This is a genomic window from Nocardioides endophyticus, assembly GCF_039543845.1.
GTDB classification, from domain to species: Bacteria; Actinomycetota; Actinomycetes; order Propionibacteriales; family Nocardioidaceae; genus Nocardioides; species Nocardioides endophyticus.
Window position 1 is genome coordinate 259,026 of the sequence record NZ_BAABKN010000015.1, and the last position, 23,898, is coordinate 282,923.

General features: G+C 69.5%; 22 protein-coding genes. 15 read left to right on the forward strand and 7 right to left on the reverse strand.

Annotated features, from left to right (window positions below; genetic code table 11):
* Nucleotides 1-40: 40 nt before the first annotated feature.
* The 4 genes from ABEA33_RS13750 to ABEA33_RS13765 are packed head-to-tail and all read left to right on the forward strand — an operon-like array spanning nucleotide 41 to nucleotide 3,734.
* Nucleotides 41-544: a SigE family RNA polymerase sigma factor gene (locus ABEA33_RS13750; protein ID WP_345527359.1), complete on the forward strand. Its 504-nt coding sequence runs from the start codon at nucleotides 41-43 to the stop codon at nucleotides 542-544.
* Nucleotides 541-1,854 (forward strand): hypothetical protein, encoded by a 1,314-nt coding sequence (locus ABEA33_RS13755; protein WP_345527360.1) that lies wholly within the window; start codon nucleotides 541-543, stop codon nucleotides 1,852-1,854. Before ABEA33_RS13750 ends, ABEA33_RS13755 begins: the two co-directional genes overlap by 4 nt.
* Nucleotides 1,855-1,863: 9 nt before the next feature.
* A complete protein-coding gene (gene larE, locus ABEA33_RS13760) occupies nucleotides 1,864-3,279 on the forward strand; it encodes an ATP-dependent sacrificial sulfur transferase LarE (protein WP_345527361.1) in 1,416 nt (471 codons plus the stop codon).
* A gap of 59 nt (nucleotides 3,280-3,338) precedes the next feature.
* Nucleotides 3,339-3,734, forward strand: coding sequence for a cold-shock protein (locus ABEA33_RS13765; protein ID WP_345527362.1), 396 nt, complete (start codon nucleotides 3,339-3,341; stop codon nucleotides 3,732-3,734).
* An 83-nt stretch (nucleotides 3,735-3,817) separates the two neighbouring features.
* Here ABEA33_RS13765 and ABEA33_RS13770 read toward each other — a convergent pair whose 3' ends face one another.
* The gene (locus tag ABEA33_RS13770) at nucleotides 3,818-5,236 is read right to left on the reverse strand and encodes an MFS transporter (protein ID WP_345527363.1); all 1,419 of its coding nucleotides are present in this window, start codon (nucleotides 5,234-5,236) and stop codon (nucleotides 3,818-3,820) included.
* A 71-nt stretch (nucleotides 5,237-5,307) separates the two neighbouring features.
* Between ABEA33_RS13770 and ABEA33_RS13775 the strand changes: the two genes are divergently transcribed.
* Entirely contained in the window at nucleotides 5,308-6,087 is a 780-nt protein-coding gene (locus ABEA33_RS13775) for a DUF3027 domain-containing protein (protein WP_345527364.1), read from the forward strand.
* Here the strand turns inward: ABEA33_RS13775 and ABEA33_RS13780 are convergent.
* On the reverse strand, nucleotides 6,084-6,386 hold the full coding sequence (locus ABEA33_RS13780; RefSeq protein WP_345527365.1) for a DUF2530 domain-containing protein: 303 nt from the start codon (nucleotides 6,384-6,386) through the stop codon (nucleotides 6,084-6,086). The genes ABEA33_RS13775 and ABEA33_RS13780 overlap by 4 nt on opposite strands.
* A gap of 36 nt (nucleotides 6,387-6,422) precedes the next feature.
* Between ABEA33_RS13780 and ABEA33_RS13785 the strand changes: the two genes are divergently transcribed.
* From ABEA33_RS13785 to ilvA, 8 genes are all read left to right on the forward strand, one after another.
* A complete protein-coding gene (locus ABEA33_RS13785; RefSeq protein WP_345527366.1) occupies nucleotides 6,423-7,871 on the forward strand; it encodes an NCS2 family permease in 1,449 nt (482 codons plus the stop codon).
* 128 nt (nucleotides 7,872-7,999) lie between these two features.
* Nucleotides 8,000-8,449, forward strand: coding sequence for a MarR family transcriptional regulator (locus ABEA33_RS13790; RefSeq protein WP_345527367.1), 450 nt, complete (start codon nucleotides 8,000-8,002; stop codon nucleotides 8,447-8,449).
* Between the two features lie 11 nt (nucleotides 8,450-8,460).
* Nucleotides 8,461-9,726: an MFS transporter gene (locus ABEA33_RS13795; RefSeq protein WP_345527368.1), complete on the forward strand. Its 1,266-nt coding sequence runs from the start codon at nucleotides 8,461-8,463 to the stop codon at nucleotides 9,724-9,726.
* 300 nt (nucleotides 9,727-10,026) lie between these two features.
* The gene (rpsL, locus tag ABEA33_RS13800) at nucleotides 10,027-10,401 is read left to right on the forward strand and encodes a 30S ribosomal protein S12 (protein ID WP_028636428.1); all 375 of its coding nucleotides are present in this window, start codon (nucleotides 10,027-10,029) and stop codon (nucleotides 10,399-10,401) included.
* Nucleotide 10,402: 1 nt separating this feature from the next.
* Nucleotides 10,403-10,873 (forward strand): 30S ribosomal protein S7, encoded by a 471-nt coding sequence (gene rpsG, locus ABEA33_RS13805; protein WP_056151822.1) that lies wholly within the window; start codon nucleotides 10,403-10,405, stop codon nucleotides 10,871-10,873.
* A gap of 80 nt (nucleotides 10,874-10,953) precedes the next feature.
* Complete coding sequence (gene fusA / locus ABEA33_RS13810) at nucleotides 10,954-13,065, forward strand: elongation factor G (RefSeq protein WP_345527369.1); 2,112 nt, start codon at nucleotides 10,954-10,956, stop codon at nucleotides 13,063-13,065.
* Between the two features lie 69 nt (nucleotides 13,066-13,134).
* The gene (tuf, locus tag ABEA33_RS13815; protein WP_345527370.1) at nucleotides 13,135-14,328 is read left to right on the forward strand and encodes an elongation factor Tu; all 1,194 of its coding nucleotides are present in this window, start codon (nucleotides 13,135-13,137) and stop codon (nucleotides 14,326-14,328) included.
* A 260-nt stretch (nucleotides 14,329-14,588) separates the two neighbouring features.
* Nucleotides 14,589-15,845, forward strand: coding sequence for a threonine ammonia-lyase IlvA (gene ilvA, locus ABEA33_RS13820; RefSeq protein WP_345527371.1), 1,257 nt, complete (start codon nucleotides 14,589-14,591; stop codon nucleotides 15,843-15,845).
* Here the strand turns inward: ilvA and ABEA33_RS13825 are convergent.
* A complete protein-coding gene (locus tag ABEA33_RS13825; protein WP_345527372.1) occupies nucleotides 15,829-17,178 on the reverse strand; it encodes an aspartate aminotransferase family protein in 1,350 nt (449 codons plus the stop codon). The genes ilvA and ABEA33_RS13825 overlap by 17 nt on opposite strands.
* A gap of 17 nt (nucleotides 17,179-17,195) precedes the next feature.
* Between ABEA33_RS13825 and trmB the strand changes: the two genes are divergently transcribed.
* Entirely contained in the window at nucleotides 17,196-17,921 is a 726-nt protein-coding gene (trmB, locus tag ABEA33_RS13830; RefSeq protein ID WP_345527373.1) for a tRNA (guanosine(46)-N7)-methyltransferase TrmB, read from the forward strand.
* Here trmB and ABEA33_RS13835 read toward each other — a convergent pair.
* Complete coding sequence (locus ABEA33_RS13835) at nucleotides 17,906-18,919, reverse strand: LacI family DNA-binding transcriptional regulator (RefSeq protein WP_345527374.1); 1,014 nt, start codon at nucleotides 18,917-18,919, stop codon at nucleotides 17,906-17,908. The two genes, trmB and ABEA33_RS13835, sit on opposite strands and share 16 nt — an antisense overlap.
* Nucleotides 18,920-18,966: 47 nt before the next feature.
* Here ABEA33_RS13835 and ABEA33_RS13840 point away from each other — a divergent pair, with 47 nt between their 5' ends.
* Complete coding sequence (locus tag ABEA33_RS13840; RefSeq protein ID WP_345527375.1) at nucleotides 18,967-20,352, forward strand: GH1 family beta-glucosidase; 1,386 nt, start codon at nucleotides 18,967-18,969, stop codon at nucleotides 20,350-20,352.
* Here the strand turns inward: ABEA33_RS13840 and ABEA33_RS13845 are convergent.
* The 3 genes from ABEA33_RS13845 to ABEA33_RS13855 form a co-directional block, all read right to left on the reverse strand.
* Nucleotides 20,342-21,268 (reverse strand): carbohydrate ABC transporter permease, encoded by a 927-nt coding sequence (locus ABEA33_RS13845; RefSeq protein ID WP_345527376.1) that lies wholly within the window; start codon nucleotides 21,266-21,268, stop codon nucleotides 20,342-20,344. The two genes, ABEA33_RS13840 and ABEA33_RS13845, sit on opposite strands and share 11 nt — an antisense overlap.
* Nucleotides 21,265-22,227, reverse strand: a complete 963-nt coding sequence (locus ABEA33_RS13850) for a carbohydrate ABC transporter permease (protein WP_345527377.1) — start codon at nucleotides 22,225-22,227, stop codon at nucleotides 21,265-21,267. Before ABEA33_RS13850 ends, ABEA33_RS13845 begins: the two co-directional genes overlap by 4 nt.
* A gap of 172 nt (nucleotides 22,228-22,399) precedes the next feature.
* Nucleotides 22,400-23,779: an ABC transporter substrate-binding protein gene (locus ABEA33_RS13855; RefSeq protein ID WP_345527378.1), complete on the reverse strand. Its 1,380-nt coding sequence runs from the start codon at nucleotides 23,777-23,779 to the stop codon at nucleotides 22,400-22,402.
* Between the last annotated feature and the right edge of the window lie 119 nt (nucleotides 23,780-23,898).

Here is a 23,898-nt window from a genome sequence, read left to right on the forward strand (position 1 = left end):
ACCCCCACCCGAACCGGCCCGCGCCTGCGTGAATGGTGGTGTGGAGGACTTCGAGGCGTGGGTGCACGCGCGCGGCGGCGCGCTCGCCCGTACGGCGTACCTCCTCACCGGTGACGTCCACCTCGCCGAGGACCTCGTGCAGGACACCCTGGCGCGGGTGGCCCAGCACTGGCGGCGGATCGCCCGGTCCGGGACAACGGACGCCTACGCCCGCAAGGTGATGCACCACCTGGCCATCGACCGCTGGCGCCGCCGCAGCGTCCGGCCTCCCGAGGTGGTCACCGACAGCCATCCCGAGATCGGCAGTACTGGCCCGGACGTCGAGCGCCGGTTGGTGCTGCGCGAAGCACTCGCCCGCCTGACGCCCAGGCAGCGCGCGGTGCTGTCGCTGCGCTTCTACGAGGACCTGACCGAGGTCCAGGCGGCGGCCGTGCTCGGCTGCTCGCCCAACACCGTCAAGTCCCAGACCCGCGCGGCACTCGACCGGTTGCGCGCCCTCGCGCCCGACCTGCTCGCTGAGCTGACCGAGGAGGCGCGCTCATGACGCATGACCTGCGCGAGCGGCTCGACGAGCTGGTCGCCGACGTCCCGGCGTACGTCGTACCTGACGCCCGCGCCGCCTGGTCGGCAGGCGCCCGGCGTCGTACTCGGCACCGGATCGGCGTCGTTGCCGGAGCACTCGCAATCCTCGCCCTGGTGGCGAGCGCCGTGTCCTGGCTGCCCCGGACGCTCGACCCCGCCCCGGCCGACGGCGAGAGACCCGGCGTGCGGGGTTATCCGGCCCGGGTCGACGAGCCGTGGCTCGACCGCGAGCTTCCGGACAGGCCCGGGCCGGTCGCAGGGATTCTGGAGACGGACGATGGATCGGTCCGGGTCGTCTCGGCGACGGGTCGGGTATGGACCCTGGACCAGGGCGAGGCCATCGGGTTCCCACTCGCGGTGTCCGCGGACGGCACGAAGCTGGGGTACTTCGAGCAGATCGACCGGTTCGTGCTGCGAGACCTCGTCACCGGTCGCGCCGAGGTGGCTGCCGATGTCGGCGATGGCTCGTACATCGACGGCGAGACGGAGCCGTGGGGTCGCTACTGGGTGAGCCAACAGATGCCCGCCTACATGTCGCCCGCCGGGGACCGGGTCTTCGTCTCGGGCATCGACCGCGACGACGAGGACGTCCGCGGTCTGCTCATCGGTGGCGGCGACTCCACCAGGCCCGTGCGGTCGCCGAATACCCCTGGCCAGACCGCGTTCCCCGCCGGCTGGACGCCGGGCGGGGATCTGGTGTGGGTCGACGGCAACGCCGACGACCGCGGCAGTGCCCGCTGGGCCACGGTCGTCATCACGACGGTGAGGGGCGAGGAGGTGCGCCGCGTCGACCTCGATCTCCCGGGCACCACCGGCGCGCTGTCCGGGCAGTGGTCCGGCTCGGTCTCGCCCGATGGTCGCACCATCGCGTTGAGGACCGAGCGGTTCGCCGACAGGTCGGCGACGCTGTTCTCGCTCGAGAGCGGGTCGGTCGTGCGTGAGCTCCCGACGCCGGATGACCTGTGTCCGATCTCGTGGTCAGGGTCTGATCCGGTGACCTCGTCGGCGCAGGGTGACGACGATGTGGTCGTCCGCCACAACGACGGGTCCCCGATGATCGTGGCGGACCCGGCGCTCGCGGCCAGCTGCGGGATCTGGGCGACCGACGCGCTGTCGGGTGAACCGCGAGGGATGGTCGGACGGCTGCTGGGAGCTCGGCAGGGTTGGGTGGCGTGGCATTGGCAGGAGGTGACGCTGGGAACGCTCGCACTCGCCGGCGCCGCGCTTCTCGTCGTACGACGCCGCCGAACGCGGTTGGTGCCGACCTCCTAGGCTGAGGGCATGGCAGATCAGCTGGTGGTCGGGTTCGACCTCGACATGACGCTGATCAACACCGGGCCCGGGTTCCGTGACGTGCTCGCGGTGCTGGGCGCGGAGCTCGGAGTGGAGTTCCCGGCCGAGGAGATGACGGCCAAGCTCGGGCCGCCGCTCGACCTGCTGCTCGAGCCCTACCTCCCGGCTGAGGCGATCCCGGCCGCCGGTGACCGGTTCCGCGCGCTCTACCCCGACCACGCGATCGCGGGCACGCCCGCCTTCGACGGCGCACACGACGCCCTCGCCGCCGTACGCCGCCATGGTGGCCGGGTCGTCGTGGTCACCGGCAAGTACGCCCCCAATGCCCAGCTGCACCTCGACCACCTGGCGTTCGACGTCGACCACCTCGAGGGCTGGGTGTGGGGCGTCGGCAAGGCCGACGCGCTGCGCCGCGAGGGAGCCTCGATCTACGTCGGCGACCACGTGCACGACGTCGAGGGCGCGCTCGCCGCGGACGCGATCAGTGTCTCGGTGCTCACGGGCGGCTGCACCCGCGAGGAGCTGCTCGCGGCCGGCACCCACGTCGTGCTCGACGACCTCGCAGACTTCCCGGCCTGGCTCGACGAGCACCTGCTGGACCTGCGCCTCGCGGCTCTCGAGGCCGACCTGCGTGAGCGCGGATCGGTCCTCGTCGCCTACAGCGGCGGCGCCGACAGCGCGTTCCTGCTGGCGGCCGCGGTCCGCGCCCTCGGCGCCGACAACGTCGCTGCTGCCACCGGCTACTCCCACTCGCTGCCGATGGCGGAGCGCGACCCGGCGCGCGAGTTCGCGGCGAGTCTCGGCGTCGACGTGCTGACGCCCGAGACCCACGAGATGGAGCGCGAGGGCTACCGCGCCAACGCCGGTGACCGCTGCTACTTCTGCAAGGCCGAGCTGCTCGACGTCCTCACCCCGATCGCCGCGGGCCGCGGGCTGGCCCACGTCGCGACCGGGACCAACGCCGACGACGTGCTCGCCGGATTCCGGCCTGGCATCCGGGCTGCCGCGGAGCGCGACGCCATCACCCCGCTCAGCGACGCCGGCCTCACCAAGGAGCAGGTCCGCGCTGCCTCTCGCCGCTGGGGCCTGCCGACGTGGGACAAGCCGGCGGCCGCCTGCCTCTCGTCACGGATCGCGTACGGCGTGGAGGTCACCCCCGGCCGGCTCGGCCGGGTCGAGCAGGCCGAGGTCGCGGCCCGGGCCGTTCTCGCCGAAGCCGGACTGGTCGACCTCCGGGTGCGCGACCTCGGTGATCGGGCGTCCGTGGAGGTCGACGCCCGGCTGCTCCCACTCGACGCGGCGGTCGAGGCCGACCTCCTCGACGGCGTACGCGCTGCCGGCTTCACCGAGGCCGCGGTCGACCCCCGCGGATTTCGTTCGGGATCCATGAACGAGGCGCTATAGGCTGTGCCGTCCGGCGTGGCCGGTCCGAGCAGCCCAGCAAGCAAGAAGAGGTCAGATCCGTGCCCACTGGCAAGGTGAAGTGGTACGACAACGACAAGGGATTCGGGTTCCTGTCGCAGGAGGACGGGCCCGACGTCTACGTGCGTGCCGAGGCGCTGCCCGAGGGCACCACGGCGCTCAAGGCCGGCACCCGTGTCGAGTTCGGGATCGCCCAGGGCCGTAAGGGTGACCAGGCGCTCCAGGTGAAGGTCCTCGACCGGCCGGCGTCGGTCTCGCGCAACCAGCGCGACGCCAAGCGCAAGAAGCCCGACGAGATGGCCACGATCGTCGAGGACCTGATCCGCCTGCTGGACGGCGTCGGCGAGGCCTACCGCCACGGACGCCAGCCCGACGGCAAGGCCGCCAAGCCGGTCGCTGCCCTCCTGCGCGCCGTCGCCGACGAGCTGGAGAGCTGAGACGCGCCAGCGGATCAGCTGATGGTGGTCGAGCAAGCCGCGCGACTGAGGAACGAAGTCGCGGCCGGCGTGTCGAGACCCGGTCAGTTTCCTGTCGAGACGTCACGGGCCTGCTTGGCCGGGCGGCGGATCAGCACGAACGCCGACCAGGCGACGAGTGCCGCGGTAGCGACGCCGAGCCCGAGGCGCGGCGGGTCGATCGGCATCACGATGCCGATGAAGCCACCGATCACCCAGGCCAGCTGGAGCGTCGTGTCGCTGCGGGCGAAGGCGCTGGCCTGCACCCGGTGGGGCACGTCGCGCTGGATCGTCGCGTCGAGCGAGAACTTCGCGAGCGCCTGACCCAGCCCTGCCACGAGGCCGAGCAGGGCGAGCGCCAGGACGCCGTAGAAGACCAGCCCGAACACCACGACCGCGACGTCGGCGACCAGGACGGCCGACACGGTCACCGCGGGGTTGATCCGTTTGAGCATCGAGGCGGCGATCACCCCGAGGAAGTTGCCGGTCGCCGCGGCGCCGACCACGATCGCGGTCAGCACCTCGGGGCTCCAGTCGCCGATCGGGTTCTCGCGGAGCTGGAACGCCATGAACATGATCAGGAAGCCCGACATCCACCGCGGCCCGCAGTTGGCCCGCAGCGCGTAGGCGACCGCGGGCGGGATCCGGACGCTGCCCTGACGGGCGCGCTCCTCGCCGCCGCGCAGCAGCAGGTCGCCCTCGCCCTCGCTGGAGTCGACCCGCGACGGCAGCCGGACCGCCGCGATCGTCGCCGCCACGAACAGCAGGAAGGCGTAGCGCAGCACCCACTCGGGTCCGGCCAGCGAGGCGAGTCCGGCGATCGGCGCCGACACGGCGACGCCGACGATGCCCGACATCGACACCCGGCCGTTGGCCTTGACCAGGGTGAACTCGCGGGGGAGGAGCCGGGGTACGGCGGCCGCGCGCGTGACGCCGTACGCCTTGGACGCGACGAGTACGCCGAGGGCGGACGGGAAGAGCCAGGGCGAGTCGGTGACGACGGCCCCGGCGAGCACCCAGACCAGGAAGGCCCGGATCGCCATCGTGGCGCCGATCGCCCAGCGGCGACCGTGGGCGAAGCGATCGAGGAACGGTCCGATCAGCGGCGCCACGATCGCGAACGGCAGCATCGTCAGGCCGAGGAAGAGGGCGACCTGTCCGCGCGCCTCGCCCGACGGCACCGTGAAGAAGAGGGTGCCCGCGAGCGAGATCGCCACCGCGGCGTCGCCTGCGGTGTTGAAGAAGTGCATCTGGATCAGCCGGGAGAGACCGGACTCACCGGCCCCCTGCGCCTCGGCCGCGCGCTTGGCCTGGCGCATGGTGAACCGTCCGGCTCGGCTGGCGCCGCGCGCCGTCGCCCCGAGCCCGCGGGCGACCTTGCCACCGGGACCCGAGGTGCTCCAGCCCGACGCGGGACCACCCTTCGGATGCGGGTCCCGCCAGCGCTGCTCGTCGGTCGACGAGTCCGGAGGCGGCGTGCTCATGGCACCCATCCTGCCCGGTCGACCGAGCCCCGACCTGACAGGCATGGGGCCGATACGTCATGATTTCGTCTGTGATAACGATCGCGCGCCCCAAGTCCGACTCCGCCACCGTGGCGGCGGTCGATCTGGCCCGCGCCGCCCTCATCGAGGAGGTCGGCGCCGGCGACGTCGGCGACCACCTCGGCTACGCGGTCGAAGGTGAGCGAGTGGTCACCCACCTGTTCGCCTGCGAGCGCCCCGGCTACGTGGGGTGGCAGTGGTCGGTGACCGTGGCCCGCGCGAGCCGCAGCAAGGACGTCACAGTCGACGAGATCGTGCTGGTCCCGGGCGAGGGCGCCATCGTCGCCCCGTCCTGGGTGCCCTACCGCGAGCGGATCAAGCCCGGCGACCTGTCGCCCGGCGACCTGCTGCCGGTCGCCGACGACGACCCGCGCCTGGTCCCGACGTACTCCTACGGCGACGACCCGCTCGACTCCGACGACAAGGCGCAGATCCGCGCCGTCGCCCAGGACCTCGGCCTCGGCCGGGTGCGCACGCTGGCACCGGAGGGTCGCGAGCTCGCCGCGCAGCGGTGGTACGACGGCGACGGCGGGCCCGAAGCCCCGATCGCCCGCTCGGCCCCGGACCAGTGCACGACCTGCGGCTTCCTGATCCGCATCGCCGGGCCGCTGTCGGAGATGTTCGGCGTCTGCGCCAACGGCGACGCCAACGACGACGGCCGGATCGTGTCGTTCGACCACGGCTGCGGCGCGCACTCCGAGGTGCGGCTGGCCAAGAAGCACGAGCCGCTGCCCCCGCCGGTGCCGGTCTTCGACACGCTGACCGTCGACGAGGTCGAGATCCTGAGCTAGCCCTCGAGGGCTTCGAGCTCGGCCGCCTGCTCGGTGCGGGCGCGGCGCTTGCGCCGGCAGTACTCGAGCCCGATCAGGCCGAGACCGACGCCGGCCATGCAGGTCCAGAGCCACCACACGCGGCCCGAGTCGTCGAGACGCCCGTAGAACGGCAGCAGCCCGAGGAACGCGACGAACCACAGCGCCGTCCCGACCTCGACGGTGCGTACGCCGTCGACGTCCAGCGGCTCGACGTCGGCGACGAAATAGGTGCGGTTGCCGATCTCGTGCTGCAGCGGTTGACCCTCGTCGTACTCCACGCGAGACACGCTAGTCGACCCGTCAGCGGGCGTGGAATGGTGTACGCCGTGAGCAACCAGCGCACCGCCGTCTCGGGCGGTATCGACCGGTACTTCAAGATCACCGAACGCGGCTCCACGGTGGGCCGCGAGGTGCGTGGCGGCCTCGTCACCTTCTTCACGATGGCCTACATCATCGTGCTCAACCCGCTCATCCTCGGCTTCGCGACCGACTCCGAGGGGCAGCTCCTCGGCGGCGGCACCGTGCCCAACCTCGCGATGATCGCTGCCGGCACCTCGCTGGTCGCCGGCGTGATGACGATCCTGATGGGCGTCGTCGCCAACTACCCGCTCGCCCTCGCGACCGGCCTCGGCCTCAACGCGTTCGTGGCGTTCTCGATCGCCAGCCAGATGACCTGGGCCGACGCGATGGGGTTGGTGGTCATCGAGGGACTGGTGATCCTGGTCCTGGTGCTCACGGGGTTCCGCGAAGCCGTCTTCCACGCGGTGCCTGCCCAGCTCAAGGTGGCGATCTCGGTCGGCATCGGCCTCTTCATCGCCCTGATCGGCTTCGTCGACGCCGGCTTCGTGCACCGGATCCCGGACGCCGCCAACACCACCGTCCCGGTCCAGCTCGGCGCGACCGGTCAGCTCTCGGGCTGGCCCGTGCTCGTCTTCGCCGTCGGCCTGCTGCTCGTGATCGGCCTGTGGGTGCGCAAGGTCAAGGGCGCGATCCTGATCTCGATCGTCGCGACCACCCTGCTCGCCATCGTCGTCGAGGCGATCGGTGATCCGAAGCGATGGAGCCTGACCACTCCTGCGTGGCCGGACAAGGTCTTCGACACCCCTGACTTCGGCACGGTCGGCGAGTTCAGCCTCCTCGGCTCCTTCGAGAACGCCGGCGTCGTGACCGCGCTGCTGTTCGTGTTCACCCTCCTGCTCGCGGACTTCTTCGACACGATGGGCACGATGACCGCCATCGGAGCCGAGGCCGGCCTTCTCCAGGAGGACGGCACGCCGCCGAATACCCAGCGGATCCTGATCGTGGACTCGGTCGCCGCGGCGGCAGGCGGTGCCGCCGGCGTCTCGTCCAACACGTCGTACATCGAGTCAGCGTCCGGTGTCGGCGAGGGCGCCCGCACCGGCCTCGCCTCGGTCGTGACCGGCGTGCTGTTCCTGCTGTCGGTCTTCGTGGCGCCGCTGGTCGCGATCATTCCGTCCGAGGCCGCGGTCCCCGCGCTTGTCCTGGTCGGCTTCCTGATGATGCAGCAGGTCAAGGGCATCGACTGGGACGACCTGGAGGTCGCCATCCCGGCGTTCCTGACGATCGTGCTGATGCCGTTCACGTACTCCATCACCGCCGGCATCGGTGCCGGCTTCATCACCTACGTCTTCATCAAGCTGGTCCGCGGCAAGGTCGCCTCGCTCCATCCACTCATGTGGCTGGTCTCGGTGCTGTTCCTCGTCTACTTCTTCATCAACCCGATCACCAGCTGGCTCACCTAGGACGCCGAGTCGGCGCCAGTTGACCCGCGAGTCGGCGCAAAGTGACCCACCTCGGTGTCACTTTGCGCCGACTCGGCACTTTGACGACCCAGGAATAGTTAGCACAGGTAATGACTTATGCTAACGACATGCCTACCGTGGAGAAGGTCGCCCGCACCGACGCCGGGCTCGCCGCCGAGCTGCGCCTCGGTGTCATGCGGCTGCGCCGACGTCTCGCGAGCGAGCGGCACCCCGACAACGAGCTGAGCCTCAACCAGATGGGCGTGCTCGGCGTCCTGGCCCGTCGCGGTGCGCTGGCCGTCGGCGAGCTCGCGTCCGCCGAGAACGTGCAGCCGCCGTCGATGACGCGCACCGTCAACTGCCTCGAAGAGAGCGGGGACGTCGTCAAGCGACCCCACGAGTCCGACCGCAGGCAGGTCGTCGTCGAGCTCTCCGAGCAGGGTCGCGACCGCGTCCTCGCCGACCGGGCTCGCCGCGACGCCTGGCTGGCTCAGCGGTTGCGCGAGCTGACGCCCGACGAGCGTGCCGTGCTCCGCCAGGCCGCCCCCATCCTCGACCGCCTAGCCCAGAAGGACTGAACCGACACCGTATGAGCCCCACGTTCCGCGCCCTCCGCAACCCCAACTACCGGCTGTACCTGGCCGGTAGCGTCGTGTCGAACACCGGCACGTGGATGCAGCGGGTGGCGCAGGACTGGCTGGTGCTGCACCTGCCGGGCAACAGCGGCACCGAGCTGGGCATCACGACCGGGCTCCAGTTCCTCCCCATCCTCCTGCTCTCGCCGTACGCCGGGGTGATCGCCGACCGGTTCCCGAAGCGTCGACTGCTCCAGGTCACCCAGCTCACGATGGCGCTGGCCTCCCTGGTGCTGGGCGTCATCGCCGTCACCGGCGTCGCGCAGACGTGGCACGTCTACCTGATCGCCTTCCTCTTCGGGATCGGCGCCGCGTTCGACGGGCCGGCCCGCCAGGCGTTCGTCTCCGAGATGGTCGGCCAGGACGAGCTCACCAACGCCGTCGGCCTCAACTCCGCGGCCTTCAACGCTGCGCGCATCCTCGGTCCGGCCGTCGCCGGCCTGATGATCGGCGCGCTCGGGGGAGGTGCCCAGGCGACCGGCTGGGTCATCCTGGTCAACGCCGCGTCGTACGCCGCGGTGATCTGGCAACTGCAGCGGATGAACGTCGCGCTCCTGCACTCCCCGGAGCTGCGCGGCCGCACGCCGGGGGCGCTGGTCGAGGGCGTCCGCTACGTCCGCAGCCAGCCCAAGATGGTGATGATCCTGATCATGGTGTTCTTCGCGGGCACCTTCGGCATGAACTTCCAGATCACGTCCGCGCTGATGGCCACGGAGGTCTTCGACAAGGGCGCGACGGAGTACGGCGTGCTCGGGTCGGTGATGGCGGTCGGCTCGCTGACCGGCGCCCTGATGGCGGCCCGGCGGGTGCGCGTCCGGCTCCGGCTCCTGGTGATCGCGGCCGTCGCGTTCGGGCTGGCCGAGATCGTTGCAGGCCTGATGCCGTCGTACGTCGCGTTCGTGCTCTTCTGCCCGGTGATCGGGTTCTGCACCCTGACCCTGCTCAACTCCGCCAACGCCACCATGCAGCTCGAGTCGGCGCCGGCGATCCGAGGTCGGGTGATGGCGCTCTACATGACGATCGTGATGGGCGGTACGCCGATCGGCTCGCCCATCATCGGGTGGGTCGGCCAGCACCTCGGCGCCCGCTATACGCTGGTCATCGGAGGCGTCCTCACGATCGTCGGCGTCGCCTTGGCGCTCGCCGTCTACGAACGCATGCGCCGAGCGCACGACCCCGAGCCGGTCGTGGGGGAGGGAAGGGTGCTTGCCGCGCACTGAGCGCCGCTCCGCCGCGTTTTGACCGGTGTAGAGCGCCCGGGTAATCTTTTTCCTCGTGTCTGGGACAACCAGGCCGTTGTGCGTGCCCGGATGCAGTTGAGGTGCCAGATCCTCGACTCCGGCGCGAAAAACCCCCTCGGTGAGAGCCTCCTCGGAACTCGCTGAAAGCAGCGGATTGGCGACACGCCCGACCTCGGGGGCAAGCCCGGCAGGTTGACCTAGCACCACTCAGACACACAGCTCCAACACCGTGCGAGCAGAGCGCCCGTACTGAAGCCAAACAAGAAGGGGAACCACCCGGTGCCCACCATTAATCAGTTGGTCCGCAAGGGCCGCCAGGACAAGGTGTCGAAGAACAAGACGCCTGCCCTGAAGGGGTCTCCGCAGCGCCGTGGCGTCTGCACCCGCGTCTACACCACCACCCCGAAGAAGCCGAACTCCGCTCTCCGCAAGGTCGCCCGCGTGCGCCTGTCGAGTGGCGTCGAGGTCACCGCTTACATCCCGGGCGTCGGTCACAACCTTCAGGAGCACTCGATCGTGCTCGTTCGCGGCGGCCGGGTGAAGGACCTCCCCGGTGTCCGCTACAAGATCATCCGCGGCACCCTCGACACCCAGGGCGTCAAGAACCGTAAGCAGGCTCGCAGCCGCTACGGCGCCAAGAAGGAGAAGAGCTGATATGCCGCGCAAGGGTCCCGCTCCGAAGCGGCCTATCGACATCGACCCGGTCTACGGGTCGCAGCTGGTCTCCCAGCTCGTGTCGAAGGTCCTCCAGGACGGCAAGAAGCAGGTTGCGCAGCGCATCGTCTACACCGCGCTCGAGGGCTGCCGCGAGAAGACCGGTACCGACCCGGTCGTCACGCTGAAGCGCGCGCTCGACAACGTCAAGCCGACCATCGAGGTCAAGTCCCGTCGTGTCGGTGGCGCGACCTACCAGGTCCCGATCGAGGTCAAGGGCACGCGTGGCACCACGCTCGCGCTGCGCTGGCTGGTCGGCTACGCCTCGGACCGTCGAGAGAAGACGATGCACGAGCGCCTCATGAACGAGATCCTCGACGCCTCCAACGGCCTCGGTGCCGCGGTGAAGAAGCGCGAGGACACCCACAAGATGGCCGAGTCCAACAAGGCCTTCGCGCACTACCGCTGGTGACCACGGGCGGGCGGCGCGCCCCGGTGCGCCGCCTCGCTCCCACCGCACTCCCACTTTCTTTCTAAGGAACGCTGACAACAGTGGCTGTCGACATCACCACGGACCTCAACAAGGTCCGCAACATCGGCATCATGGCGCACATCGACGCCGGCAAGACCACCACCACCGAGCGCATCCTGTTCTACACCGGCATCACGTACAAGATCGGTGAAGTCCACGAGGGCGCTGCCACGATGGACTGGATGGAGCAGGAGCAGGAGCGCGGCATCACGATCACGTCCGCCGCGACGACCTGCTGGTGGAAGGACCACCAGATCAACATCATCGACACCCCCGGTCACGTGGACTTCACCGCCGAGGTCGAGCGCTCGCTGCGCGTCCTCGACGGCGCCGTCGCCGTGTTCGACGGTGTCGCCGGTGTCGAGCCCCAGACCATGACGGTGTGGCGCCAGGCGAACAAGTACTCCGTGCCCCGGATGTGCTTCGTCAACAAGCTGGACCGCACCGGCGCGGACTTCTTCCGCTGCGTCGACATGATGGTCGAGCGCCTCAACTCGACGCCGCTGGTCCTCCAGCTGCCGATCGGCGCCGAGTCCGACTTCATCGGTGTCGTCGACCTGGTCGGCATGCGTGCGCTCGTCTGGCGTGGCGAGACCACGATCGGTGAGGACTACGTCGTCGAGGAGATCCCGGCCGAGCTGGCCGAGCAGGCCGCGGAGTACCGCGAGAAGCTGCTCGAGACGCTGGCCGACGCCGACGACCAGATCATGGAGAAGTTCCTCGACGAGGGCGACTTCACGGTCGAGGAGCTGGAGGCCGCGATCCGTCGCGCGACCCTGGCCGACAAGCTCAACCCGGTGCTCTGCGGCACCGCGTTCAAGAACAAGGGCGTCCAGCCCCTGCTCGACGCGGTCGTCAAGTACCTGCCGTCGCCGCTCGACATCGACGCGATCATCGGCCACTCCGTCAAGGACGAGACCGTCGAGATCAAGCGCCTCCCGTCGGACGACGAGCCGTTCTCCGGCCTGGCCTACAAGATCGCCACCGACCCGCACCTCGGCAAGCTGATCTACGTCCGGGTCTACTCGGGCAAGCTCGAGGCGGGCTCGACCGTGGTCAACTCGGTCAACGGCCGCAAGGAGCGGATCGGCAAGGTCTACCAGATGCACGCCAACAAGCGTGAGGAGATCGCGTCGGTCGGCGCCGGCCAGATCGTCGCCGTCATGGGTCTCAAGGACACCAAGACCGGCCACACGCTGTCCGACCCGCAGAACCAGGTCATCCTCGAGTCGATGACGTTCCCGGCCCCGGTGATCGAGGTCGCGATCGAGCCCAAGACGAAGAGCGACCAGGAGAAGCTGGGCACCGCGATCCAGCGCCTCTCCGACGAGGACCCGACCTTCACGGTCAAGTCCGACGAGGAGACCGGCCAGACGATCATCGCCGGCATGGGCGAGCTCCACCTGGAGATCCTCGTCGACCGGATGAAGCGCGAGTTCCGCGTCGAGGCCACCGTCGGCAAGCCGCAGGTCGCCTACCGCGAGACCCTCCGCAAGGAGGTCACGAACCACAGCTACACGCACAAGAAGCAGACCGGTGGTTCGGGTCAGTTCGCGAAGGTCGTCGTCTCGCTCGGCCCCAACATCGACCCCGAGACCGGGACCGGCGCTGGCTACGAGTTCGTCAACAACGTCTCGGGTGGTCGCGTGCCGCGCGAGTACATCCCGTCGGTCGACCAGGGTGGCCAGGACGCGCTGGAGTTCGGCGTTCTCGCCGGCTACCCGATGGTGGACGTGAAGTTCACGCTCGAGGACGGCGCCTACCACGACGTCGACTCGTCCGAGCTCGCGTTCAAGATCGCCGGCAACCAGGCCTTCAAGGAGGCCGCACGCATGGCCAAGCCCGTGCTGCTGGAGCCGATGTTCGCGGTGGAGGTGACGACCCCCGAGTCGTTCCTCGGCACCGTCATCGGCGACATCAACAGCCGTCGCGGCCAGATCCAGGCACAGGAGGAGCGTCACGGTGACATGGTCATCAACGCCCTCGTGCCGCTCTCAGAGATGTTCGGGTACGTTGGCGACCTGAGGTCCAAGACCTCCGGTCAGGCTTCGTACTCGATGGAGTTCGACTCGTACGCCGAGGTTCCCACGAACATCGCCGACGAGATCATCAAGAAGGTTCGCGGCGAGTAACTCTCATCCGGACCCTCGGCAGCATCAACTTGTACGAGTCAAGTAACAACCCACACAGGAGGAGCCCCAGTGGCTAAGGCGAAGTTCGAGCGGACCAAGCCGCACGTCAACATCGGCACCATCGGTCACATCGACCACGGTAAGACGACGCTGACGGCGGCGATTACCAAGGTGCTGCATGACAAGTACCCGGATCTCAACGCCGCTTCGGCGTTCGACGAGATCGACAAGGCTCCTGAGGAGCGTCAGCGCGGCATCACGATCTCGATCGCGCACGTTGAGTACCAGACCGAGGCGCGCCACTACGCGCACGTCGACTGCCCTGGTCACGCTGACTACATCAAGAACATGATCACCGGCGCGGCCCAGATGGACGGCGCGATCCTCGTGGTCGCCGCCACCGACGGCCCGATGCCGCAGACGCGTGAGCACGTGCTGCTCGCCCGCCAGGTCGGCGTGCCGGCCCTGGTCGTGGCGCTCAACAAGTGCGACATGGTCGACGACGAGGAGCTCATCGAGCTCGTCGAGATGGAGGTGCGCGAGCTCCTCTCCGAGTACGAGTTCGACGGCGACGACATCCCGGTCGTTCGCGTTGCCGCCTTCCCGGCGCTGCAGGGCGACGCCAAGTGGGGCGACTCGATCCTCGAGCTGATGAACGCGGTCGACGAGTCGATCCCGACCCCGGCCCGTGAGACGGACAAGCCGTTCCTCATGCCCGTCGAGGACGTCTTCACGATCACCGGTCGTGGCACCGTCATCACCGGTCGCATCGAGCGCGGCATCGTCAAGGTCGGCGAGGAGGTCGAGATCATCGGCATCCGCGAGGTTGCTCAGAAGTCGACCGTCACCGGCGTCGAGATGTTCCGCAAGCTGCTCGACGAGGGCCAGGCCGGCGAGAACGTCGGTCTCCTGCTTCGTGGCACCAAGCGCGAGGACATCGAGCGCGGCATGGTCGTCATCAAGCCGGGCACCACGACCCCGCACACCAACTTCGAGGCCTCGGTCTACATCCTCTCGAAGGAGGAGGGCGGCCGTCACACGCCGTTCTTCAACAACTACCGCCCGCAGTTCTACTTCCGTACGACGGACGTGACCGGCGTCGTGACCCTCCCCGAGGGCACCGAGATGGTCATGCCCGGCGACAACACGGAGATGGTCGTTGAGCTGATCCAGCCCATCGCCATGGACGAGGGCCTGCGTTTCGCGATCCGGGAGGGTGGCCGCACCGTCGGCGCCGGCCGGGTCACCAAGATCACCAAGTGATTGACGGAGTCGGCCACCTCAGGGTGGCCGGCTCCGCTCAATGCCGGCCGGGTCACCAAGATCACCAAGTGATTGACGGAGTCGGCCACCTCAGGGTGGCCGGCTCCGCTCAATGCCGGCCGGGTCACCATCACCAAGTGATCCAGCACTGACACGAAGGGCCCCGACAGCCGCAAGGCTGTCGGGGCCCTTCTGTCTGTGCTGATCCCACAGCGGACCGCATGTCGACGCTCGAGCCCAAAGCCCTAGGGTCGTGTTCCGTGAGCAACCAGCGAGTCGACGCGGCGGCAGTGGAGGCAGCGGCCGAGATCCTGGCGCCCGTCGTACGGCGCACCGAGGTCGAGCACAGCGTCCGGCTCAGCGAGATCGTCGGCGCACCGGTGCTGCTCAAGCGCGAGAACCGTCAGCTGACCCGCTCCTACAAGGTGCGCGGCGCCTACCACCTGATCAGCGGGCTCACCGATGCCGAGCGCGCCCGGGGCGTGGTCTGCGCGAGCGCGGGCAACCACGGCCAGGGTCTCGCGTGGAGCTGCGCACGCCTGGGTGTCAACGGCCGGGTCTACGTGCCGGGCAACACCCCACGCCAGAAGCGGCAGCGCATCCTGGCCCTCGGTGAGGGCCGGGTGGACCTCGTCGTCGAGGGGAGCTCGTACGACGTCGCGGGCGCGGCGGCCCTCGCCGACTCCGAGCGGACGGGCGCCGTCTACGTCCCACCGTTCGACGACGTCCGCACGATCGCGGGTCAGGGCACCGTGGCGGTGGAGCTGATGAGCCAGATCGCGCTCCCGGTCCACACCGTCATCGCACCTCTCGGCGGAGGTGGCCTCGTCGCCGGCCTGGCCGTCTGGCTGCGCGAGCGGCACCCGCAGGTGCGCATCGTCGGCGTCGAGCCCCAGGGTGCCGCGAGCATGACGGCCGCGCTCGCCGCGGGGGGACCCGTCCTGCTGCCCGAGGTCGACACCTTCGTCGACGGCGCTGCCGTGGGCCGGGTGGGCGACGTGACGTTCCCACTGGTGCGAGACCTGGTCGACGAGGTCATCACGGTGGAGGCCGGTGCGGTGTGCACCGAGATGCTCGACCTCTACCAGGTCGAGGGGATCATCGCCGAGCCTGCCGGGGCCCTGGCCAGCGCTGCCGCGCGTGAGCTGGCCGGGTCGTTCCCTGCCGACAGCGCCGTCGCCTGCATCGTCTCCGGCGGCAACAACGACGTCAGCAGGTACGGCGAGATCGTCGAGCGCTCGCTCGTCCACCAGGGATTGCGGCACTACTTCCTGGTCTCGTTCCCCCAGGAACCCGGCGCGCTGCGGCACTTCCTCGCCGATGTCCTCGCGGACGGCGAGGACATCGTGGTCTTCGACTACGTCAAGAAGAACAACCGCGAGACCGGACCGGCGCTGGTCGGGATCGAGCTCGACACCGCCGCGGGCCTCGCCGGGCTGCTCGACCGGATGGAGAGCAGCCCGCTCACCATCGAGCGGGTTCCGCCGGGCTCGCCGCTCTTCACCTTCCTGATGTGAGGGCGGCCACGGCCTCACCGAACACCTCGGTGTGCCGGTCGACGTCCGCCTCGGTGTGGTGCGGGCTGAAGAGCGCCATGTTGTGGAACGGCGTCAGCAGCACGCCCCGGTTGAGGCACCACAGGTGCAGGAACCCCTCGAGCTCCTCGTCCACCGCGGCGGCCGCGGCGGCGCCGTCGCGCGGCGGCGGGCAGAACCAGTACTCCGCGCGGCAGCCGAGTCGCTGCACGTGCCACGGCAGATCGTGCTCGGCGATCACGTCGGAGACGCCGGCCGTGAACCGCTCGGCGAGAGGGACCGCCAGCGCGAAGTCCTCGTCGCGCAGACAGGTCGACAGCGTCGCCCGGATCGCGGCCAGGGCGAGCGCGTTGCCGGTGAGTGTGCCCCCGACCCCGGCGACGTCGATCTCGTGGCCGAGCATCGGCCCGGAGAGCCGCTCGGCCACCTCCGCGCTCAGCCCGTACGCCGCACACGGGATGCCGCCGCCGATCGGCTTGCCCACCACCACGATGTCGGGGTCCAGCCCCCACGCGACCGTCGCGCCACCGGGGCCGGCGCACAGCGTGTGAGTCTCGTCGTTCACGAGCAGGACGCCGTGCCGCCGGGTGACCTCGCGGACGCCCTCGAGGTAGCCCGGCTCGGGCAGCACGATCCCGATGTTGGTCAGTGCCGGCTCCATCAGCAGGCAGGCGACGTCCCCGACCGCGAGCCGCCGGTCCAGGGCGTCGAGGTCGTTGAACGGCACCACGGCGGTCGTCTCGGCGACGTCGACCTGCGGCCCGAGGGCGCCCGGCCGCGCCACGACGCGGTCGCCCTGGAGCACGGCCAGGGTCTCGTCCACGGTGCCGTGGTAGCACCAGTCCATGACGGCGACCCGGGGCCGACCGGTGAGGTAGCGCGCGAAGCGCAGCACGAACCGGTTCGCGTCGGTCGCCGACATCGCCAGTTGCCACGACGGCAGCCCGAAGCGTCGGGCCAGCTCCTCGCCCACCCAGACGGCGTCGGCCGACGGCAGCATCGTCGTGATGCCCCGACCGGCCCGCTCGGCGATCGCCGCGGTGACCTGGGGGAGGGCGTGCCCCGTCATCGCCCCGGTGTCGCCGAGGCAGAGGTCGACGTACTCGACGCCGTCGACGTCGACCAGCCGCGCGCCGGCGGCGGACTCGAAGAAGACCGGGAAGCGTCCGGGCCACCGGGTCATCCACGGCATCGGCACGCCGGCGAGCAGCGGCCCGCGCGCCTGCTCGGCGAGCGCGGCGGATCGGGGGTGGGTCGTGACGAAGCGATCCTCCTCGGCGGCCCGCAGGGACTCGATTCGGGTGCGCGTGATCATGAAGGGAAGATAGGCCCATGAGCGAAGAGGGGGTCCGTCCGGCGCGCCCGCACCACAGGCTGACCGACGACGGCCGGCGGATGCGCGAGGTGCTGTCGTACTCGCGGCGGGGCAGTCGGTTCACGCCGCGCCAGCAGCAGGCCTGGACGGCGTATGCCGAGCGCTGGTGGGTGCCCGACGAGTCCGTCGACGAGCCGGGCTTCACGCTGGCCGGCCTGTTCGGTCGCGAGGCGCCGTTGATCGTGGAGATCGGCTCGGGCATCGGCGAGTCGACCGTCGAGCTCGCGGCCACCCGGCCCGACCACGACGTCGTGGCACTCGAGGTGTGGCGCCCCGGCGTCGCCGACACCCTCGGCCGGATCGGCGCTGCCGGCCTGGCCAACGTGCGGATGCTGAGCGTCGACGCCGTCTGGTCGATCGAGCACCTGATCGAGCCGGGCGGCCTGGCGGGGCTCTGGACGTTCTTCCCCGACCCCTGGCACAAGGCCCGGCACCACAAGCGCCGCCTCATCACGCCGTCCTTCGCGGCCGTCGCCGCGCAACGGCTCGCGCCCGGTGCCGAGTGGCGGCTGGCCACCGACTGGGCCGACTACGCCGAGCAGATGGTCGAGGTCCTCGACGCCGAGCCGCTGCTCACCGGCGGTGTGGTGGAACGCTGGGCCGAGCGACCGGTGACCAAGTTCGAGCGCAAGGGCATCGCCGCCGGTCGCGACATCACCGACCTGGCCTACGTGCGCGCCTGAGGACGCGACGTCGTACGACGGACCACGAGCTCGGTCGGCAGGATCACCTGCTCGGGGCGCCAGTCCTCGTCGCCGAGCGCGGCGAGCACCTGGGCCGCGGCGACCCGGCCCTGCTCGTGCACCGGCTGGGAGACCGTCGTCAGGTCGAAGTAGCTCGCCATCTCGTGGTCGTCGATGCCGATCACGGAGACGTCCTCAGGCACCCGGAGGCCGAGCTCGCGGGCCGCGCGGAGGGTGCCGATCGCCATCTCGTCGGAGGCGGCGAAGATCGCGGTCGGCCGGTCCGGCCGGGCGAGCAGATCCCGGCTCGCGCGCAGGCCGCCGGCGACGGTGAACTCGCCGTCCGCCTCGAGCTCGGGACACTGCGCCACCCCGGCCTGCTCCAGAGAGCCGCGGTAGCCGGCGAGCCGGGCAGACGGCGCGGTGAAGTCGAGAACCCCTTCGGTGGCACCGCCGAGGTAGCCGATCCGTTCGTGGCCGAGGTCGAGCAGGTGTCGGGTCGCTGTCGCGGCAGCCTCGTGATCATCGATCCGGACCGTCGCCCAGCCGGGCATGTCGGCACCGACGATGGTGACCGGCCGGCCGAGGTGCGAGAGTCGCTCCAGCTCGTCCGGGCTCGGCTTGAGGCTGAACACCAGGACGGCATCGACCCGCTTCGTCAGCAGGCTGGTCTCGAACACCCGGTGCCGGGCGGAGGCGTCGCCGGCGAGGTTGTAGAGCAGCAGGTCGTAGCCGTGCTCGCGCAGCACTTCCTCGGCGCCCTGGACGATCGCGGCGAAGAACCACTGGGTCACCCGGGGCACGATCACGGCGACGGTGCGGGTGTGCCCGCTGGCGAGCCCGGCCGCGCTGGGGGAGGGCACGTAGCCGAGCCGTCGGGACGACTCCAGGACCCGTGCGCGGGTCTCGTCCGAGACGCCCTGCAGGCCACGCAGCGCGCGCGAGACCGTCGCGGTGGACATCTCCACGTCGCGGGCCACGTCCTTGATGCTGGTCACAGCGGGAGCGCTCCCACTTTCGCGGTAAAGGCACTACGGTGGTGCCCATGACCACGCACCTTCCGGACGGATCCACCCTGGCCTTCGGCGCCGCCACCGCGGCATACCAGATCGAGGGGGCGCACACCGAGGACGGTCGTGGCCCGTCCATCTGGGACACCTTCGCGGCGAAGCCGGGCGCGACCCGCGACGGCCGGGACGGCTCGGTCGCCTGCGACTCCTACCACCGCTTCGAGGAGGACCTCGACCTGGTGGCCGGCATGAACGCGGGCTGGTACCGCTTCTCCGTGGCCTGGCCGCGGATCATCCCGGCGGGCACCGGCGCCGTCGAGACGCGCGGGCTGGACTACTACGACCGGCTGGTCGACGCCGCCCTGGCACGGGGCGTGCAGCCGACCGCGACGCTCTACCACTGGGACCTGCCCCAGGCTCTCGAGGACCGCGGCGGCTGGCTGGAGCGCAGCACCACCGAGGCGTTCGCCGACTACGCGATGGTCGTCCACGACCGCCTCGGTGACCGGGTGAAGGTGTGGGCCACCCACAACGAGCCCTGGTGCGCGGCGTACCTCGGCTACGCGGCCGGCATCCACGCGCCGGGCCGCAAGGAGGGTGGTGCCGGACACCGCGCCGCGCACCACCTCAACCTCGCGCACGGTCTGGCGGCCGCTCGCCTCCACGAGGCTGGCGTGACCGACCTCGGGATCGTGCACAACCTCGCGCCGTTCTGGCCCGAGACCCCGGAGGCCGCCGGTGCCGCCTCCGAGCTCGACGCGGTCCGCAACCGGATCTGGCTCGACCCGCTCGTCGACGGCGTGTACGACGACGAGCTGCTGCGCGTTGCGCCCGAGCTCGCCGACCCGTCCCTGGTGCGCGACGGCGACCTGGCCCTCGTGCACGGGTCCGCCGACTGGCTCGGCGTCAACTACTACACGCCGTTCCGCCCGACGCTCGCCGACCCCACCCTCGACGTACACCCCGAGATCGAGGCCTACCCGGGCGTCACCCCGGTGTCCTTCGTCGTCCGCGAGCCGCGCACCGACATCGGCTGGGAGGTCGACGGCTCCGGTCTCGAGCAGCTCCTGGTCGACACGCACAAGCGCACCGGCCTGCCGATCATGGTCACCGAGAACGGCGCGGCGTACCCCGACGACACCCTCGTGCAGAGTGCCGCCGGGCGACCGGGCTCGATGATGGTGGACGACCAGGACCGGATCGGCTACCTGCGAGACCACATCGTCGCCACCGAGGCTGCACGCGCGGCCGGTGCGGACGTCCGCGGCTACATCGTGTGGACGCTGCTCGACAACTTCGAATGGGCCGAGGGGTACACGAAGACCTTCGGTGTCGTGCACATCGATCCGCAGGACCTCACCCGCACCCCCAAGGCGTCCTACCACTGGCTGGCCGGGCACATCGGCTCCGTCAGCCCTTGACGCTTCCGGCCAGCAGGCCGCGGACGAAGTAGCGCTGCAGGGACAGGAAGACGATCAGCGGCACGATCAGCGAGACGAACGCGCCGGCCGACAGCAGGAACCAGTCCTGCCCGCGCGTGCCGGACAGCTCCGCCAGGCGTGCGGTCAGCGGCGACACGTCGGGGCTGCCGCCGCCGAACACCAGCGCGACGAGCAGGTCGTTCCAGACCCAGAGGAACTGGAAGATCCCGAACGCCGCGATGGCGGGCGCCATCAAGGGCAGCATGATCCGGCTGAAGATCTGCACGTGCCCGGCACCGTCGACGCGCGCCGACTCGATCAGCTCGCCGGGGATCTGGGACATGAAGTTGTGCAGCAGGTAGATCGCCAGCGGCAGCGCGAAGATCGAGTGCGAGAGCCAGATCGTGTAGTAGCCGCCGCCGGGCGCCTCGGAGCCCGTCAGGCCCAGGTCGACGTACAGGCTGAGCAGCGGGATCATCGTCACCTGGATCGGCACGATCTGCAGGGCGAAGACCGCCACGAAGAGGAAGTCCCGTCCCGGGAACCTCATCCACGCGAAGGCGTACGCCGCCATGGTCGCGATGCTCAGCGGGATCAGCACCGCCGGGATCGTGATCACGATCGAGTTCACGAAGTACGTCGAGAGCGCGGTCGGACCGTTGAGCACCTGGTCGTAGTTGTCCAGGGTGAAGCCCGGATTGGTGAAGATCGTCCACCAGCCGCTCGAGGTGATGTCGCTCTCGGGGCGGAAGGACGTGATGAGCAGGCCGATCGTCGGGATCGTCCAGAGCAGCGCGATCAGGATCGCGGCGATCGACGCCCAGGGGGATGTGAGCGCCTTGTGCGCGCTGCTGGCGACCGTCTCCTTGGCGACGACGGACTCGACCGACAGGTCGTTCGGGTCAGCGGTGGTCATCGTGCCTCCAGCTTGCGCATCTGACGGACGTTGTAGATCACGATCGGCATCACCAGGACGAAGATCAGCACGGCCAGTGCCGCACCGAGTCCCTGGTCGAAGGACCGGAAGCTCTGCACGTAGAACTCGTAGGCGAGCACGCTGGTGTCGAAGTTGCCACCCGTCGTGGTCCGCACGATGTCGAACGCCTTGAGGGTCGTGATGCTGATCGTGGTGAGGACGACGATCAGCGAGGGGCGGATGCTCGGGATCGTGATCTGGCGGAACAGCTGCAGACCGCCGGCGCCATCGAGGCGGGCCGCCTCGACGATGTCGTCGGGGATCGCCTTGATCGACGCCGACAGGATCGTCATCGCGAAGCCGGCCTGCACCCAGATCATGATCACGATCAGGAAGATGGTGTTCCACGGCTCGGTGAGCAGGAACCGGTAGGTGTCGAAGCCGAGGGTCTTGAGGACCGCGTTCGCCACACCGATCTGGGCGTCCGACGTCTGGCGGTAGTCGTAGACGAACTTCCAGATGATCGAGGCGCCGACCAGCGAGATCGCCATCGGCAGGAAGATCAGGGCCTTCGCGAACTTCTCGAACCTCGCCCGGTCGATCAGCACGGCGTAGATGAGACCGATCGCCGTCGAGGCCAGCGGCACGACGACGACCCAGACCGCCGTGTTGAGCAGCACCCTGATCAGGGCGCTGTCGGTGAAGATCTTCTGGTAGTTGTCCAGGCCGATGAACTCGTTGCCGGCCGCGTTGCGGAAGGATTGATAGACCGTGGAGATCGCTGGGTAGAGCAGGCCCAGGCAGATCAACAAGACCGCGGGCAGCACGAACGCCGCGGACTGGATCAGCTCTCCCCTGCGGGAGCGCAGTCGCTGCGTCAGCAGCAGGATCACCGCGACGACTCCGAAGAAGAGTCCGATCGCGATGAACATCTGGACGAACTTCTCACCTGTGGACAAGTCGTTCTCCCGGTGGCTCGGGCGGCGGAGCGGCGGCTCACACGGCCGGGTGGACAAGGAGGATGGTGCCGGGCCGCGGGGCCTCCCGTCCATGGCGGACGTGAGGGCCTGCGCGGCCCGGCGGGGTGTTGTTGCCCGCCAGCCGGTCAGCGACCGGCCGGCGGGCGGTCGATCACGGCCAGGACGACTCGATGTTGTCGAGGGTGTCCTGCGTGCTCTGGTCCTCGCCGATCCAAGCAGTCATCTGCTTCCAGAAGGACCCGGCGCCCACGGCGCCCGGCATCAGGTCAGAGCCGTCGAAGCGGAAGACCGCGTCGGGGTTCTGGAGGATCTCGACCGACGTCTTGTCGATCGGGCTGGCCACGTTGGCGATGTCCAGGTTCTTGTTGGCGCTGACGAAGCCACCGTTGGTGGTCGCCTTGCCCTTCTCGTTGACCCACTCGCCACCGGAGATGTAGGTCATCAGGGCCTGGACCTCGATGTTGTCCGAGAACGCGGTCACGAACTCACCACCGCCGAGGACGGGGTTGCCGAACTCCTCGCCCATCGGGGGCAGGTAGAACGCGTAGGCGTCGCCGCCCTCGGACACGTCGGTGCCCTCGGGCCAGTTCGCGGCGTAGAAGCTCGCCTGGCGGTGCATCGCGCACTTGCCGTCGAGGATCGGGAGGCCACCGTCGGTGAACTCAGTGCTCGCGATCGACTTCGAGTCGCCGAACCCGCCGTTGACGTAGTCGTCGTTCTTGAGGATCCCGCCGACCTCGTCGAGCGCCTTGACCACGGCCGGGTCGTTGAAGGAGATCTCGTGGTTGACCCACTGGTCGTAGACGTCCGGACCGGCGGAGCGCAGCATTACGTCCTCGAGCCAGTCGGTGGCCGGCCAACCGGTGGCCTCACCCGAGCCGATGCCCGCGCACCACGGCTTGATGCCCGTGGCGGCGATCTTGTCGGAGAGGGCGATCATGTCGTCCCACGACGTGGGGATGTCCCAGCCCTTCTCCTCGAACATCTTCGGGGAGTACCAGACGAAGGACTTCACGTTGGCGGTCAGCGGCGGGGCGTAGAACTTGCCGTCGACGGTGCCGTACGCCTTCCAGTCCTCGCCGTAGAACTCATCCACGTTGTCGGACACGGTCTTCGGGGCCTCGACGACCTTGCCCGTGTCCTCGACCAGGGTCTTGAGCAGACCCGGCTGGGGCACGAACGCGATGTCCGGCGGGTTGCCGCTCTTGACGCGGACCACCAGCTGGGCCTCGAACTCCTTGGAGCCCTCGTAGGCGACCTTGGCGCCGGTGCACTCCGTGAACAGCTTGAACGAGTCCTTGTACGGCTGGTCCTCGGGGGCGACGATCGAGGTGTAGATGCTGACCTCCTTGCCGCTGAGGTCGCCGAACTGCGTCAGCTGCTCGCACTCCGACTTGCCCTCGCCGGGCGAAGTGCCGCTGGCCTCGCTACTGCCTCCGTCATCGCTGCCGCCACAGCCAGCGAGGACGAGTCCTCCGCTGATGAGAACGGCAGCGACTGCCATTCCGCGACGCGTGTTGCGTGATCGCATGCGTGCATTCCTCTCTGGGTTGTCAGCAGGTCCGTCTAGTCCGCGCGCCTTCAAACCCGCTCCGTCCAGGACGATGCAAACGTTTACGCGCGTGCCCGTCAAGCACCGCCGGTCACGAT